Origin of the sequence: Saccharothrix sabaoui (assembly GCF_051756985.1) — a bacterium.
Lineage (GTDB): Bacteria > Actinomycetota > Actinomycetes > Mycobacteriales > Pseudonocardiaceae > Actinosynnema.
Genome location: NZ_JBPKJK010000001.1, coordinates 7,477 through 24,128, shown reverse-complemented (window position 1 = coordinate 24,128; position 16,652 = coordinate 7,477). Strand labels below are relative to the sequence as shown.

Annotated in this window: 4 protein-coding genes (1 of these 4 running past the window's edge); all 4 read right to left on the bottom strand. The window is 73.7% G+C overall.

Annotated features, from left to right (window positions below; translation table 11 throughout):
- Tightly spaced (each overlapping or abutting the next), the 4 genes in view from ACR807_RS00055 to ACR807_RS00040 form a layout consistent with a single transcriptional unit that may run on beyond the window.
- Positions 1–899, bottom strand: the start of a protein-coding gene (locus tag ACR807_RS00055) for an SDR family oxidoreductase (protein ID WP_438919051.1). Its footprint begins 3,877 nt before the window's first position; 899 of the gene's 4,776 nt are visible here — the first part of the coding sequence; the start codon lies at positions 897–899; its stop codon lies beyond the left edge, outside the window.
- Entirely contained in the window at positions 887–5,440 is a 4,554-nt protein-coding gene (locus tag ACR807_RS00050; RefSeq protein ID WP_438919050.1) for an SDR family NAD(P)-dependent oxidoreductase, read from the bottom strand. The genes ACR807_RS00055 and ACR807_RS00050 overlap by 13 nt, the downstream gene beginning before the upstream one ends.
- Positions 5,437–6,684 carry an ACP S-malonyltransferase gene (locus ACR807_RS00045; RefSeq protein ID WP_438919049.1) on the bottom strand — a complete coding sequence of 416 codons (1,248 nt, stop codon included), beginning with the start codon at positions 6,682–6,684 and terminating at the stop codon, positions 5,437–5,439. The genes ACR807_RS00050 and ACR807_RS00045 overlap by 4 nt, the downstream gene beginning before the upstream one ends.
- Entirely contained in the window at positions 6,681–16,652 is a 9,972-nt protein-coding gene (locus tag ACR807_RS00040; RefSeq protein ID WP_438919048.1) for a non-ribosomal peptide synthetase, read from the bottom strand. The genes ACR807_RS00045 and ACR807_RS00040 overlap by 4 nt, the downstream gene beginning before the upstream one ends.

Sequence of the window (16,652 nt, the reverse complement as noted above, 5' to 3'; positions counted from 1 at the left end):
GCCAGCGCCTTGCGCAGCGGCTTGAGCAGCACGATGCCCGCGCCCTCGCCCCACAGCGTGCCGTTCGCGCGGGCGTCGAAGGTGCGCACGCTGTCGTCGCCCGAGACGACGTTGTCCATCGTCGCGCCGGACAGGAAGCTGGTCTTCGGCTCGCCGCCGGAGGACAGGTTGATGCCGCCCGCCAGCGCCATGTCGCACTCGCCGAGCAGCAGCGACTGGATGGCCTGGTGCACGCTGACGCTGCCCGCGGAGCACGCGGTGTCGGTCATGACGCAGGGGCCCTTGAGGTCGAGCACGTAGGAGATGCGGCTGGCGACCATCCCCTCCCAGGAGCCGGACAGCTGCATCGGGTGGCGCTCGGAGAACATGCGGTAGTACGAGTAGTTCGACTGGTCGCGGCCGAGGAACACCCCGGTCCGCGACCCGACCGCGGCCTCGCCGCCGTAGCCCGCGTTCTCCAGCGCCTCGTACGCCACCTCCAGCGCGATGCGCTGGTTCGGGTCCATGTAGTCCGCTTCGAGCGGGGGGATGCCGAAGAAGCGCGAGTCGAAGTGGTCGATGCGGTCGAGGTACCCGCTCACCGAGTAGAGCCGGTCGAGGTCGGCCTCGGCGACCGGCCGGCCCAGCAGGACCTCCGCGTAGTACGGGTTGCGGAGGACGTCGTACATGTCCTCCTTGCGCGACCGGGGGTAGTCGCGGATGCAGTCCCGGCCCACCTTGAGGAAGTCCCAGAACTGGTCGACGTCCGTGGCCTCGGCGAAGCGGCCGGCCAGGCCGATGACCGCGATGTCCTCGTGCGCGTTGGCGCCCGACAGTTCGAGCAGCAGCCTCTTGGTGCGGTCGCGGTCGATCTGCTTGTTGACGAACTGTTCGAGGATGAAATCCTTCACGCTGTCCATCTGGTGTCCGTCTCCTCGACCGTGATCGCGCCCTGCTCCAGCAGGTCCAGCAGCTTGTCGATGTCGCCCTCGTCGGCCTCGGCGGCGGGCGGCGGGCCCGCGTCGGCCGGTTCGCCCACGCGCAGCCTGGACCTGAGGCAGTCCACCTGGGCGGCGACGGTGGTGAAGCGGAAGAGGTCCGTGATGTCGACCAGGCCCGGGTAGCGCTCGTCGTAGAGCTTGAGCACCTGCGCCGTGAGCAGCGAGTTGCCGCCCAGGTCGCCGAACTCCTCGTGCGCGTCCAGCACGTCGAGGTCGAGCGCCTCCGCCCAGATCCCGGCGACGGCCCGTTCGAGGTCGCCGACGGGGTCCAGCCCGCGCAGCTCGACGGCCCGCGCGCCCGTGCCCCGGTCCGCCTCGCGCGGCGCCTGCCGGGTCGGTTTCCGCATCCGGCCGGGCATGAGCACCGGCGCGGGGGCGCCGGACGTCATGAGGGCGTCGAGCAGGTCCACCGCCTCGGCGGTGTCCAGCGGCGGGAACAGCTCGTCCTCGTCGGCCGCGCCCATGCGCTCGGCGATCCCCGTCTCGCGCCACGCGGGCCACTGCACGCTCAGGCCGGGCAGGCGCTCGCGGTCGCGGTGCTGGGCCAGGCTGTCCAGCACCAGGTTCGCGGCCGTGTAGTCGGTCTGGCCCTGGTCGAGCAGCAGCCCGGCGATGCTGGAGAACGCGACGAAGTAGTCGGGCCGGTCGGTCAGCGTGGCCTCGTGCAGGTGCACCGCGCCCAGCGCCTTGGGCCGGTACACCTCCCGGAACTCGTCGACGCCCTTCGTGACCAGGAAGCCGACCCCGGGACGCCCGGCGAGGTGCAGGACACCGGAGATCCGGCCGTGCCGCTCGCGGAGGTCGCGCACGGTCCGCTCGACCGCCCGCCCGTCGCCCAGGTCGAGCCGGACGACCTCGAACACGTCCAGGTCGCGCTCGAACTCCGCCCAGTCCGGGCGGGTCGCGTCCGCGCGGTCGGACCCCAACAGGACGAGCTTGCGCACGCCGCGCCGCACCAGGTGCCGGGCCACGGCGGTGCCGAGGTCGCCCGTGCCGCCCGACACGAGGGTCACGCCGTCACCGGGCAGCGGCGCCCGCGCGCCGTCCCGCGACGGGACCGGCTGCCGCTTCACGTGCGGCTCGTGCGGCCGGCCGTCCCGGTAGAGCAGGAACGGCGGCCGGTCGGCGCCCGTGGCCTCGGCCACCAGCGCCGCCGGGGCGGTGCGCTCGTCGCTGTCGACGCAGCGGATGCCGAGGGCCTTGTACTCCAGCGCCGCGACGCGCATCAGGCCGAGCACCCCGGCCTGGCCGGGGTTCACCGAGGTCTCGTCGCCGGTGACCGCGAGCGCGTTGTGCGTCAGGACCAGCAGGCCGTCCGCGAACGCGAGCCGCCGGTCCGAGACGAGCCGGAGCAGGTCCAGCGCCCGTTCGACCGGCTCGCCGGTGGCCTCGGCGAGCGAGGCGTCCCCGGCGGGCAGGCAGGCCAGCACGCCGAACGCGAACGCGCGGCCCTCGCCCACCCGCTCGTCGGCGTCCCCGGCGCCCGGCAGCGGGACGCAGTCGTAGCCGGCGGACTCCAGCTCGCCGCGCACGCCGTCGAGGGCGGTGCCGAAGTCGCCGCAGAGCAGGACGGTGCCGCCGCCCCGCCGCAGCGGGGCCGGCGGGGCGACGGGCCGGTAGCCCTGGGCGTAGCCGTACTCGCCGGACCCCCGCACGTCGAGGTCGACCGCCGACTTGACGCAGTAGTTGTCCACCGTCAGCAGCACCCGGCCGGTCGGGTCGACCACGGTCACGTCGAACGCGTACAGCGCGCCGTCCACGGACTCGGGCCGCTTGCGGAAGTGGGCGAGCACGCGGGCGGGCAGGGAGTCGCGGACGGTCAGGACGCCGTACGAGAACGGCAGGTACAGCCGCTCCTGGTCGTAGACGTTGCTGGGCGCGTTGACCACCGTGTCGAACAGCGAGGGGTGCAGGACGTAGTCGGCCAGCTCGGACCGGTACCGCCGGGGCAGCTCGAACTCGTAGAGCAGCTCGGTCGCGCCCTCGTCGGAGCACCCGTCGCCCAGCGTCGCGGTCCAGCGGTCGCTGACGTCCAGCCCCTTGGCGCGGTCGGAGCCCTCGGGCTCGCGCAGCGGGCGGTCCAACCGCCGGCGCAGGTCCTCGACGTCGAGCGGCGCGACCGCCGCGGCCACGGCGTCGGGCACCAGCTCGGCCCGCGCGTTCTCCAGCCAGTCACCACCGGCGTCGCGGCTGGCGATGGTGACGGCGCTGACGTCGCCCCTGGCCTCGAAGATGACGTGCACCTCCTTCTCCTCGCCGTCGGCGACCGCCAGCGGCGCGGCGAAGAAGACGTCGCGCAGCGTCGCCCCGGCCCCGGACAGGCCGAGCCGGCGGGCCGCCGACACGACCAGCTCGACCAGGCCGGTGCCGGGCAGGACGCCCACGCCGTGGATGCGGTGCTCGGCCAGCTCCCAGTGGCGCTCCGGGGCGAGCCGGCACACGACGGTGTCGCGGCGCAGCGAGCGCACGACCTCGGCGTCGTCGACCAGGCCCCGGCGGCCCCGCTCGACCGGGTCGACCCAGCACCGGGACCGCTCGAACGGGTAGGTGGGCAGCGACGTGCGGCGGGCCCCCTCGGGCGCGACCCGCCGCCAGTCGACCTCGGCGCCGCGGGCGTAGAGGGACGCCAGCCGGCGCAGGGCCGCGCGGTCGGCGGTCGGGGCGGCCTCGGCCGCGGCCTCCCGGGTCAGCCCGTCGCGCTCGGCGTGGGTGAGGTCGTGCGGCTCGCGCTTCGCGCCCTCGTCCGGCACCAGGCGGAACGACCCCCGGCTCACGTCCGGGTCGTCGGCGGAGCCGTCGACGTCCTCGACGAACCGCGCCAGCAGCGCGTCCAGCTCGGCGCGGCTCCCGAAGACGAACGCGGCGCGCACGCCGTGGTGCAGCCGGCCGACCGACGCGGTGAAGGCGAGGTCGGCGAGGTCGACCTCGTGGCGCGGCAGGAAGTCGCGGTAGCGCTCGGCGAGCCTGGCCAGCGCCCGGGGGCTCCGGGCGCTGAGGGGCAGCAGCGAGCAGGACGGGCCCGCCCCGGCGCTGTCGCGGGCCGGGAGCGGGTCCGCACCGCGCAGGACGAGGTGGCAGTTCGTGCCGCTCAGCCCGAAGCTGTTGATGCCCGCGTACAACGTCTCCCGGTCGTCGTCGGACCAGGGCACGGTCCGGTCGTTGACGAACACCGGGGTCTGCGCGAACGCGATGTTCCGGTTCGGCTCCTCGAAGTTGAGGCTCGCCGGGAGGACGCGGTGCTTGAGCGACAGGACGAGCTTGGCCAGCCCGACGAGGCCGGACGCGTTGTCCGTGTGGCCGATGTTCGTCTTGACCGTGCCGATGCCGCAGAACTGCTTGCGCGCCGTCTGCCGGGAGAACGCCCGGTCGATGCCGCTGACCTCGACCGGGTCGCCGAGCCTGGTCGCGGTGCCGTGCGCCTCGATGAAGCTGATCTGCTCGGCCCTGACCCCGGCGTCGGCGAGGGCGTCGGTGATGAGGTCGGCCTGCGCGTCGGCGTTGGGCGCGGTGATGCCGTTCGACGCGCCGTCCTGGTTGACCGCGCCGCCCATGATGACCGCGTGGACGTTGTCGCCGTCGCGCCGCGCGCGTTCCAGGGACTTGAGCACGAACACGACGCAGCCCTCGGCGGTGCTGGTGCCGTCGCCGCGGTGGTCGAACGTCCGGGTGCGGCGGTCGCCGGACAGCGTGTCCTGGATGTCCTTGATGCCGATGCCGGACTCGTCGGCGTCGACCGGGAGCAGGTCGGTCTTCACCGCGCCGACGATCGCCATCGAGCACTCGCCGTTCTGGATCGCGCGGTAGGCCGTGTAGGCGGCCACCAGGCCCGACGAGCAGGCCGTGTCGACCAGCAGCGACGGCCCGCGCAGGTCCAGCAGGTAGGCGATCCGGCTGGCGATCATCGAGCGGATGTTGCCCGCGACCGCGATCTCGGGCGCGTCGGGGTCGACGGCCTGGATCATCGACCGGTAGTCCTCGCCGAAGTCGGCCGACATGCCCGCGTAGACGCCGACCTTCGCGCCGGCGAGGTCCGCGTTCAGGTAGCCGGCGTCCTCCAGCGCGGCCCAGGCGGTCTCCAGGAAGATCCGCTGGTTCGGGTCGATGGACTTGGCCTCCTGCTTGGACAGCGAGAAGAACCGGTGGTCGAACCCGGACACGCTGGGCAGGCGGGCGCCGCCGGAGTAGCGCTCGGCCGCGATGGGCAGCCGCACGCCGCGCGCGGCGAGGTGGGCGTCCACGTCGGCGCGCCGTTCGGCCGACAGGTCGCGGTACCCCTCCTCGCCGCGCACCAGGCCCGACCAGAACTCGTCGAGGTCCTCCGCCTCGCCGACCCGGCCGCTCATCCCGATGACGGCGACGGGTCCGGCCTTCTTGCGCGGGCTGGAACGGGTGACGCGGACGTCGGAGTCGTCCGGGAGCCGCGTCAGGTCCAGGTCGTCGAGACCGAGCAGGGAGCTCATGTGGCGAGTGCCCCCGCGATCGTCCGGAGGCCGGTGTCGCCGGTGCGGCGCAGGATCGACTCGACGCGGTCCCGCTGCTCGGCCTCGGGGACCCGCTTGGTCCTCATGATGGTCAGCAGCAGGTCCAGCGCGGCCTGCTTCCGCTCGTCGGGCAGGGTCGCCTGGTCGAGCTTGGACAGGTCCTGGAGCTCGCGGTACGGCAGGACGACGCCGCGCTGGTACTCCTCGGCGTCGAAGTTCCGGTTCCGGGTGGCCGCGGCGGCGCCCAGGAACAGCCCGACCAGCCCCGGTTCGCGCTTCTTCAGCTCGACGAGCCGGTCGATCACCGCGTCGACCCGCTCGCGGTCCTCGTCGAGGTTGTGCACCTCGCCCGCGCCGACGACGCCCGTCAGCATCTTCTTGAGCACCTGCTTCGGCCCGACCTCGATCCACACGGCGGCCTTGCGGTCCACCAGGGACGCCACGATGCGGCTCCAGCGGACCGGGCTGGTCAGCTGGACCGCGAGGGCTTCCCGGATGGCCTCGGGGCCGCCGTGCGCCTCGCCGGTGACGTTGCTGTAGACCGGCACGGACGGCTCGGTGAACCCGACCGCGTCGAGCGCCTCGGTGTAGGCGGGCACCGCGTCCGCCATGTACGTGCTGTGGAACGCGCCGGCCACGTTCAGCCTGACCACCTTCGCCCCGCGGTCCTCCAGGTGGGCGGTCACGCCCTTCAGGTCGTCCAGCGTGCCCGACAGCACCGTCTGGGTCCCGGTGTTGTAGTTGGCCACCTGCACGTGGTGGCCGGCGGAGTTGAAGTCCTCGACGCACTCCTCCACGTCGGCGACCGGCAGCCGCACGGCGGCGACCATCCCCGTGCCGCCCTCGGCGACGCAGTCCTCCATCGCCTCGCCGCGCGCCTTGACCAGGCGCACCGCGTCCTCGAACGACAGCGCGCCCGCCGCGAGCAGCGCGGTGATCTCCCCCAGGCTGTGCCCGGTCATGCACGACACCGGGACCTCCCGGCCCTCGGTCATCACCTCGTACATCGCGTAGCCGAGCACCAGCAGCGAGACCTGGGCGAACCTGGTCCTGGTCACCTCCGCGGGCGGCGCGGTGAAGCAGAGGTCGGCCAGCGAGTAGCCGACGATGTCGGACGCCTGCGCGAAGCGGTCGCGGACGCCGCGGTTCTCGTCGAACCACGTCCTGCCCATGCCCGCGAACTGGGAACCCTGTCCCGGGAACACGATCACGAGATCCTTCATGACTGCACCTTCTCCTTCGACGCGGGCGGGGCCAGGACTCCGAGGAGCTTCACGTGGCCGCCCAGCAGCTGTTCCACCCGCGCGGGGTCCACCTCGCGGGCGTGGTCGATCCGGACCGCGACGGCGTCGGGCGCGACGTCCACGGCGAGCACGAGGTCGAAGTGGCCGAGGAGGTCGGCCTCCTCGGCCTGCCGAGCACGGCCGCACGCGACGGACACCGTGCGGTCGACGCCGCGGCAGGCGACGAACCGTTCGAGGTCGATCCGGTCGTTGCGGTCGAGCTGCCGCCGGTAGTCGTCCAGGACCTCGGCGAGGTCGGCCTTCCCGGCGAAGTCGAACCGGACCACGACCACGCGGCCGTCGTCGGCCACGACGCACAGCGAGACGTCGTCCTCGCCGAGGAGCTTGTTGAGCGTGACCGCGAGCGCGACGTGCGCCAGGTCCTCCGGCTCGTGCGCCCCGCCGTCCCGCAGCCGTTCCAGGGTGGCCCTGGTGCGCTCGGGCAGCACGGCCTCCACCCGGCCGTCGGTCTGGGCGCCGCTCGTGAACCACGACCCGGGCAGCCGCACGCCGAACCCGGTGACCAGCGCGGCGTCGCGGCGGGCGAGCCCGGCCTCCAGGTGCTTCTGCAGCTTGCCGATCGTCGGGTTCGCGAACAGGTCGCTCACGTCCAGCAGGCCGGGGAACCGCCGGTGCAGCTCCTCCAGCAGCAGGACCAGGCTGAACGAGTTGCCGCCGAGGTCGAAGAAGCTCTCGTCGTAGCCGATCGGGACGTCGCCGAGGACCGTGCGCCACGCCGCGACCAACTCCTGCGCCACGCCCGTGCGGCGCTCGTCGGCGGGTGCGGCGACCACCGGCCGGTCGGCCCGCGCCTCCAGCGCCCTGCGGTCGACCTTGCCGCTCGTCGTCATCGGGATGTCCGGCACCGGCGACAGGGTCGCGGGGACCATGTAGTCGGTCAGGCGCTCGGCCAGCCAGTCCTTGAGCACCTCCGGCGCGAGGTAGGCGCCCTCGCGCACCTGGTAGAAGCCGCGGATGACCTGGCTGCCGCCCGGCAGCCGGTGGACGACCACCGCCGCGCCGGTCACCAGGTCGTGCCCGGTGATGGCCAGCTCGACCTCGCCCAGCTCGACGCGGTAGCCGCGGATCTTCACCTGGTCGTCCACCCGGCCCAGGCAGTGGACCTCGCCGTCGCGCCACAGCGCGCGGTCGCCGCTGAGGTAGATCCGGCCCTCCCCGAACGGGTTGGCGCGGAACCGCTCGCGGGTCAGCTCGGGGCGGTGGAGGTACCCGGGCGACACGCCGAGCCCGCCGATCCACAGGTCGCCGGCCACGCCCTCGGGCACCAGCCGGAGGGCGTCGTCCAGCACGAGGAACGTGGTGTTGGCGATCGGCGTGCCGATGGTGACGTCGCCGGTGGCGCCGGTGAGGTCCTTGGCGCTGGACCAGATGCAGGTCTCGGTCGGGCCGTAGACGTTGTGGACGGTCAGCGACGCGTGCTCGGCCAGCCGGGGCAGCAGGTCCTCCGGGAACGCCTCGCCGCCGACGACGAGCTTGTCCAGCCGCGCCAGCGCGCGGTGGGCGGCCCCGGGGTCGGCGAACAGCAGGCGCAGCCGGGTCGGCGTCACCTGGAGGTACTCGACACCGTTGGCCGTGACGAACTCCGCGATCTCGGCGGGGGTGCGGACCTCCGACCCGGCCGCCACCACGACGGTGCCGCCCGTCGCGAGGGTCAGCAGCGTCTCCAGCAGGAAGATGTCGAAGGACGGGGTGGTGAGGCAGCCCACCACCTTGTGCTCGGCCCACCCGAGCGCCTCGGGCATCCCGGCGAGGAAGTTCGCCAGCGACCCGTTCGTCACCGTGACGCCCTTCGGCGTCCCGGTCGAACCGGACGTGAAGATGACGTACGCGAGGTCGTCCGGCCCGGCCGGCGTCGCGCCGGTCGCGCCACCGTCGAGCGGGTCGTCCTGCCGCAGCACCAGCGCGCGGTCGCCGAGGTCCGCGGCGGCGGCCGACTCCGCGGTGCAGACGACCTTCGCCGGGGCCGCGGTGTCGATGACCAGCCGCAGCCGCTTCGCCGGGTCGCCCACGTCCATGGGGAGCCACGCGGCGCCGATGCGGTTGACCGCCAGCATCGACACCACCAGGTCGGGCGTCGGCGGCAGCAGGAGCCCCACCAGGTCGCCCGCGCCGAGGCCGTGCGCGCGCAACAGGCCGGCGCACCGCTCCACCCGGTCGGCCAGCTCGGCGTAGGTGACGTCCTCGCCGCCGAAGCGGATCGCGGGTCGTCCCGCGTGGTCGCGCAGCGCCGTGCCGAGCACCTCGGCGAGCGGCGGCACGTCCGCGACGACCGGCCCGGTGCCCCACCGCAGCAGCCGGTTCCTGCTCTCGTCGTCCAACCGGGACAGCTCCTCGACCGTCCGGTCCGGCTCGCGCACGACCCGGGCGAGCAGCTCCGCGTACTGCTCGACCAGCTCGGTCATCCGCCGCTCGCCGTAGACGGCGGAGAAGTTCAGGTCGCCGAACAGGCCGCCGTCGCGCTCGGTCAGCTCCAGGGAGAGCGCGAACATCGAGCGCGGCACGGCGACGTCCTCGGACGTGCCCACGACGTCGCCGAACCGGTGCACGCGGTCGCGGGCGTTGGTGAAGGTGAACATCACGTCGAACAGGGCGTTGCGCCCGAAGTCCCGGTCGAGGTCCAGCTCCTGGACCAGGGTCTCGTAGGAGTACGCCGAGTGGTCCACCGCCGCGAGGCTGGTGTCGCGCACCGCCCGGAGCAGGTCCGGGAAGCGGGTGTCACCGGTCGGGCGGACGCGCAGCGGCAGCGACTGGGCGAACATACCCACGGTGCCCTCGAACGAACCGATGATGCGCTGGTCGAGGGGGACGCCGACGCACAGGTCGGCGGAGCCCGCGGCGTTGGCCAGCAGCACCGACCACAGCGACAGGTGGAAGATGAACGGCGTGGTGCGGTACCGCTCGATCACCGCCTGGGCGGCCCGGTGCAGCTCGTCGTCGACCCGGAAGTGGTGGTGCGTCCCGGCGAAGTCGTTCACCGGCGGGTGCGGCGAGTCGGTCGGGAGGCCCAGCGGCGGCGGGACGGTCTCGAACTCGCGCAGCCACCACCGCCGGTGCTCCTCGTACGAGGGCGAGCCGGCGGACCGCGCCTGCGCCCGCACGAACTCCGGGTAGCCGTCGGACCGCACGTCCGCCAGCTCCCCGCGCGCGAGGTGGTCGGCGAGGTCGCCGAGGACGATGTCGATCGACGCGCCGTCGGCGACGATGTGGTGCAGCGAGATCACCAGGTGGTGGGTGCCGTCGGCGTCGACGACGATCCCGCAGCGCCACAGCGGCGGGCGCGCCAGGTCGAACGGCCGGTTCATCACCGCGACGACGTCCTCGGTCCGCAGCCCCGGGTCGCGCCGGTGGTCGAAGACGTGGAACTCCGGGGTGACGTCCGGCGCGACGCGCGCCTTGACGCCGGTCGCGTCGATCTCGTAGTGGCCGCGCAGCTTCGGGTGCTTGCGCGCGATGGCCCGGAACGCCCCGGCGACCCGCTCCGGGTCGAGCGGGCCGTCGAAGCGCAGGCCGGTCAGGATCTGGTACGCCTCGTTGCCGCCGCGCATCCGCGACAGCACGTAGACCCGCTTCTCCTGCTCCGACACGGCGGTGTCGTCGAGCGGTTCGGGGGCGGTGCCCCGCTGTGCGCCGGGCGGCAGGCCGCGCGGCGCGGTCGACGTCGACCGCCGGAAGTCGAACCCGCCGGCGCGCAGCGCCTCGACGCTGGTGCGGATGACCTCGAAGATGCGGTCCTGGTGCTCCCGCGTGTGCGCCAGGGAGAAGTAGGCGGTCCTGCGCTCCCACACGTAGACGCCGTGGAACACCATGAGCTTGAAGAACAGGTTCAGCGTCAGCGACATGTGCGCCATGTCGCGCGGCACGACCGTCTCGTACTTGTAGAGCGACGCGAAGTGCGACACCTTCAGCGGCACTTCCTCCGCCTCGAAGTAGTCGTTCACGCGCCGCGCGAAGTCCGCCGTGAGCCGGTTGACGGCCGCGAGCCGCTCGGCGCCGTGCTCCCGCAGGTAGGACAGCGCGGCCTTGCAGGCGGCCATCGTCAAGGGGTGCTTGCAGAACGTCCCGGCGAAGAACGTCGTGGGCACGGCGGGCTTGGAGTCGTCCACGTCCGACCACGCGCCGCCGTCCACGGCGTCGAGGTACTTGCCCTTGCCGGCGATGATGCCGATCGGCATCCCGCCGCCGACGAGCTTGCCGTACAGCGACATGTCCGACTCGACGCCGAAGTGCTCCTGCGCGCCGCCCAGCGCGATCCGGAACCCGACGATCATCTCGTCGAAGATCAGCGCGATGCCGTGCTCCGTGCAGATCTCCCGCAGCTCCCGCAGGAACCCGGTGGGCTGGAGCGTGGGGTTGCGCGACTGGACGGGCTCGACGAGCACGGCGGCCAGCTCGGCACCGTGGCGCCGGATGCGCTCCAGCGACTCGGCGCTGCCGTAGGTGAGCACCATCGTGTCGTCCACCGCCGACTGCGGGATGCCGATCGAGGTGGGGATGCTGTCCTCGCCGTCGGCCTCCGCGAGCACGGCGTCGTAGCTGCCGTGGAAGGAGGTGAGGAAGCGTGCCACCTTGTCCCGGCCGCTCACGGCCCGCGCCAGGCGCACCGACACCATCACGGCCTCGGTGCCGGTGTTGCAGAAGGCGACCCGCTCGGCGCCGGTCATCTCGTGGACCAGCTCCGCGACCTCGCCCGCCACCCGGTTCTGCGGGCCCAGCTCGTAACCGCGGTCGAGCTGGTCGCGCACGGCGTCGACGATGAAGTCGGGCTGGTGGCCGAAGAAGTGGACGCCGTAGCCCATCGCGGTGTCGACGTACCGGTTGCCGTCCACGTCCCAGAACTCCGCCCCGCGCGACCGGGCCGACACGACGGGGTAGACGGTCTCCTTGATGCTGGGGTTGAAGTTGAGCGAGGCGATCCAGTCCGCCAGCACCTCGCGGTGCTCGCCGGCGTACGCCTTGGAGGTCGGGGTCTTCGCGGTGAACCGCGCCACGAAGTCGCGGATGAACGCGCCCTGCTCGTCGGTGAGCCGGTCATCGGTCAGCTCGATGTCGTTGGTGTGCGTGCCGACCTTGCGGGCCGGGGTCGCGCGGCGCTTCCCCTTGCCCGGCGCGACCGGGGGCTCCGCGACGACCGGCGTGCCCGTCGTGCCGCCCGACAGCAGGGTCAGCTGCTGCCGCATGATCTCCAGCTGCGAGCGGACGATGTCCTCGACGCCGGGTGGCGGCGCGGGGGCGGTCCCGGGCGCGGGGGCGGTCCCGGGCGCGACGGTCGTTCCGGGTGCGTAAGCCCGCGGTGACGGCGTCGGCGTGGCGGCGGGCGCGGGCGGGGCCTGCGGGGCGAGTTCGGCGGGTCGGTGCTCCAGGACGAAGTCGGCCAGCAGGCCGGGCGTGTAGAGGGACTCGAAGAACGCCTTGATCGGGATGTCGACGGCGTACTCGGTCTCGACGCGCTTGCCGAGCTGGACGAGCATCAGGGAGTCGATGCCCAGCGCGAACAGCTGGACGGACTCGTCGATCGCGTCGACGGCGACACCGGTGACCTGGCCGATGCACTGCTTGACGAACGCGACGACCGCGTCCCGGTCGTCCGCGCGCGTGTCCCGGTCGACCACGCGCCCGACCGGGGCGGCCTCCGGCTCGGCGACGACGGGCCGCGTCACCGCGCCGCCCCCCGCGCCGCCCACCGCGCCGCGGTCGGAGTACCAGGTCCGCCGCCGGTCGAACGGGGTGCGCGGCAGGTCGCGGACGAGGTCGCCGGACCCGCCGGGGAGCCGGCCCCACTCCAGCGACCGGCCCAGCTCCCACAGCGCGCCCGCGCTCTCCAGCAGCTGCCGGGTGTCGGAGCGCCCCTTGCGCAGGCTCGGGAGGACGACGGCGTCGTCGCCGAACTCCTGGGCGATCAGGCCGCCGACCGTGGCCGTGGCGCCGATCTCGACGAAGACGCGCGCGCCCAGGTCGACCGCGGTGCCGACGGCCGCCCGGAACAGGACGGGCTCGACCAGGTGCCGGCTCCAGTACGACGCGTCGATCGGCGAGTCCGCCGGGACGACCTCGCCGGTCACCGCCGAGATCCACGGCAGGGCGGGCGGGTCGAACACGTGGTGGCGGACCTGCTCGTGCAGGTCGTCCGCCGCCTGCGCCATCAGCGCGGAGTGGTACGGGTGCGAGACGTCCAGCCGCTCGGTGAAGACCCGCTGCTTGCGCGCGGCCCTGAGCACCGCCGCCAGGCTCTCGGCGGCACCGGCGACGGTGGTGTTCTCGGCCGCGTTCACCGCGGCGACGGAGACGTCCGGGTGGTCGGCCAGCAGCTGCTCCGCCCGCTCCCGCGAGCACAGCAGCGTCGCCATGGAGCCGTCCGCGGAGGAGGCGTTCACGACGCGCGCGCGGCGCGTCACCAGGTCGACCGCCTGGGTGAGGGTCATGACCGACGCGAAGCAGGCCGCCGCGTACTCGCCGACGCTGTGGCCGATCACGGCCGAGGGCGTGACGCCGAGCGACCGCCAGTACCGGGCGAGGGCCAGTTCGACCGCGAAGATCATCGCCTGGGTGTGGAGGGGCGACCGGAACGGCTCCTCGTCGTCGCCGAACATCGCCTCGACCGGGGAGACGTCGCCGATCCGGCGGAACACCCGGTCGATCTCGTCCAGCTCGTCCCGGAAGACCTCGGCGTGCTCGTACAGCTCGCGCGCCATGCCCGGGTACTGCGTGCCCTGGCCGGAGAACACGAACACCTGGCCCTCGCCCGCCCGGTCGCGGGCCGGGAGGGAGCCGAGCGCGGCCTCGACCGCGGCCGGGATGCCCGCGACGGAGTCGCAGACCAGCGCCGCCCGGTGCCGCAGGGCCGCGCGCCGCTCCCCCAGCGTGTGGGCGACGTCGGCGAGGTCGGCGGTCGTGCCCCCGCTCCACGCGGCCAGGTTGCGCAGGGCGGTGCGCAGCGCCGCGTCCGACTTCGCCGAGACGGGCAGCAGGCGGGCCGGGCCGGGCGTCGGCCGCGCGGGCTTCGGCTTCGGCCGGTACTCCTCCACGATCATGTGGGCGTTGCTGCCGCTGATGCCGAAGGAGCTGATCCCGGCGCGGCGCAGGCCGCCGACCGGCTCCCACGGGACCTCCTCGGCCACCACCTCGATCGGGACGGCGTCCCAGTCGATCAGCCGGTTGCCCTCGCGGAAGTGCAGCGTGGCCGGGAGCCTGCCGTGCCGCATGGACACGATCACCTTGCACAACGCCGCCATGCCCGCCGCGGACTCCAGGTGCCCGAGGTTGGACTTGACGCTGCCGACGCGCAGCTTGCCGCGCCTGCCCGCGAAGACCCGCGCCAGGGCGTTGACCTCCTGCGGGTCGCCGATCGGCGTGCCCGAGCCGTGCGCCTCGACGTAGGAGACGTCCTCGATGCCGACCCCGGCCTCGGCCATCGCGGCCTCGACCACGCGCTGCTGCGCGGTGCCGCTCGGCACGGTGAACCCGCCGCCCTGGCCGTTGTGGTTGACCGCCGAGCCGCTGATCACGGCCAGCACGTCGTCGCCGTCGCGCTCGGCGTCCGACAGGCGCTTGAGGACGACGACCGTGCCGCCCTCGCTGCGGATGTAGCCGTCGGCGCCGTCGTCGAAGCTGCGGCACCGGCCGGTCGGGGACAGCGCCTGCAACCGCGACCACGACACGTGGCCCTCCGGGCTGAGGATCAGGTTCACCGCCGCGGCGACGACCACGTCGCAGCCGCCCTGCCGCAGCTCCCGGCCGGCCTGGTGCAGCGCGTACAGCGAGGACGCGCAGGCCGCGTCGATCGCCTGGCTGGGGCCTTCGAAGCCGTAGGTGTAGGAGATCCGGCCGGCCGCCGAGTTGGCCATGTTGCCGGTGTAGCTGTACCGCTCGGCCGGGTGCCCGAGGTTCTTCCCGACCTGCACGTAGTCGTTGGTGTAGATGCCGACGAACACGCCGACGCGCCGGTCGCGCCCCGCCGCGGTCGGGTCCATCCCCGCGTCTTCGAGGGCTTCCCACGTCAGCTCCAGCAGCAGCCGCTGCTGGGGGTCGATCGACTCGGCCTCGGTGGGCGAGATGCCGAAGAACAGCGGGTCGAAGCCGTCCACCTGGTCGAGGTAGCCGCCCTGGGTGGTGGTCACCTCGCCGGTGTCGAGGTCGCTGTGCGACCACCGGTCGGCGGGCACCTCCCGCACCACGTCGACCTTGCCGCTCAGGGTCTCCCAGAGCTGGTCCTCGGTGCTGATGCCGCCGGGGAGCCGGAACGCCAGGCCCACCACGGCGAGGGGTTCGGTGGAGAACGCGGCCACCGGCGCCGGGTCGGGGCGCGCGGCGGCCGGCGCGCGGTCCTCGCCGACGCGCCGGGTCAGCTCGGTGGTGAGCGCGTCCGCGGTGGGGTGGTCGATGATGAACGTGCTCTCCAGCGAGACGCCCAGCTCGCGCGCCAGGCCGCTCTGGAGCTTGATCAGCTGCACCGACGTGCAGCCCAGCTCGAACAGGCTCCTGGCGTAGTCGTCCTGCCGCAGCTCGGTGCCGATCCCCAGCACCTCCGCGACGTGCTGGGACACCAGCTCCGCCAGCGGGGCGCCGTCGGCGGCGGGCCGGGTCGGCGAGGTGCCCGCCCCGGGGCCGGCCGCGGTGGGCGCGTCCAGGTCGGGCAGGTCGACCACCCGGCCGCGCCCGGCGAGCACCGGCTCCCAGTCCACCGCCAGGCCCCGCACGTGCGCCTCGGCGAGCGAGGTGAGGAAGTGGTCCAGGTGCTGCTCGTCGCGGCGCAGGGAGTTCAGCACCGGCACCGCCGAGCCCAGCGCCTCCGCGGTCTGCCGCATCGCCAGGGTCAGCACCGGGTGCACGCTGACCTCGACCATCGCCTGGTAGCCGTCGGCCAGCAGGGCCCTGGTCGCGCTCTCGAAGAGCATCGGCCGGCGCAGGTTGCGGTACCAGTACTCGGCGTCCAGCCCGGCGGTGTCGAACGCCGCGCCGGTCATGCCGGAGTAGAACGGGACCTCCGACGCGCGCGGGGTGATCGACGCGAGCGAGGTCAGCACCGCGTCGCGCACCTCCTCGACCCGCGGCGAGTGGGCGGCCAGGGGCACGGACGTCACGTGGGCGTACACGCCCGCGGCGCGCAGCTGCTCGGCGGCGAGCGCGAGCACGTCGCCGTCGCCGGAGACGACCACCGTGCGCGGCGCCATCACGCCCGAGACGTCGACGTCGTGGCCGTGCTCGGCGAACCACGAGGTCACCTCGTGCACCGGCAGCGCCACCACGGCCATGCCGCCACGGCCGGCCAGCACCGACTGCGCGCGGCTCCACAGCACGGCCGTCTTCGCGGCGTCGTCCAGCGACAGCGCGCCGGACACGAAGGCCGCGGCGGCCTCGCCGATGCTGTGCCCCACCACGGCGTGCGGCCGGACGCCGTGCGAGCGCCACAGCTCGGTGAGCGCCACCATGATCGAGAACAGCACCGGCTGCACGACGTCCGTCCGGTCGTACAGGTCCGTCGCCCCCGACCTCAGCACGTCGACCAGCGACCAGTCCACGTGCGGGGCCAGGGCGTCGGCGCAGTCGCCGATCCGCCGGGCGAACACCGGCGAGGAGTCGAGCAGCTCGGCGGCCATGCCCGGCCAGATCGCGCCCTGGCCCGGGAAGACGAACGCGGGGCGCGTCACCTCCACGGCCGTCCCCTCGACCACGTGCGGGCCGGGCCGTCCCAGGGCGAGCAGGTCCAGCGCTCCGGCGAGGTCGTCGCCGCGGCCCAGCAGCACCGCGCGGTGCGCGTGCGGCGGTCGGGTCGCGAGCGTGCGGGCCACGTCCTCGGGGTCGGCGCCGCCGGCGACGAGGTCGCGCAGCCGCCCGGCGACGTCGCGCAGCGCCCGTTCGCCCGGCGCGCCCAGGATCAGCGGGATCGTCAT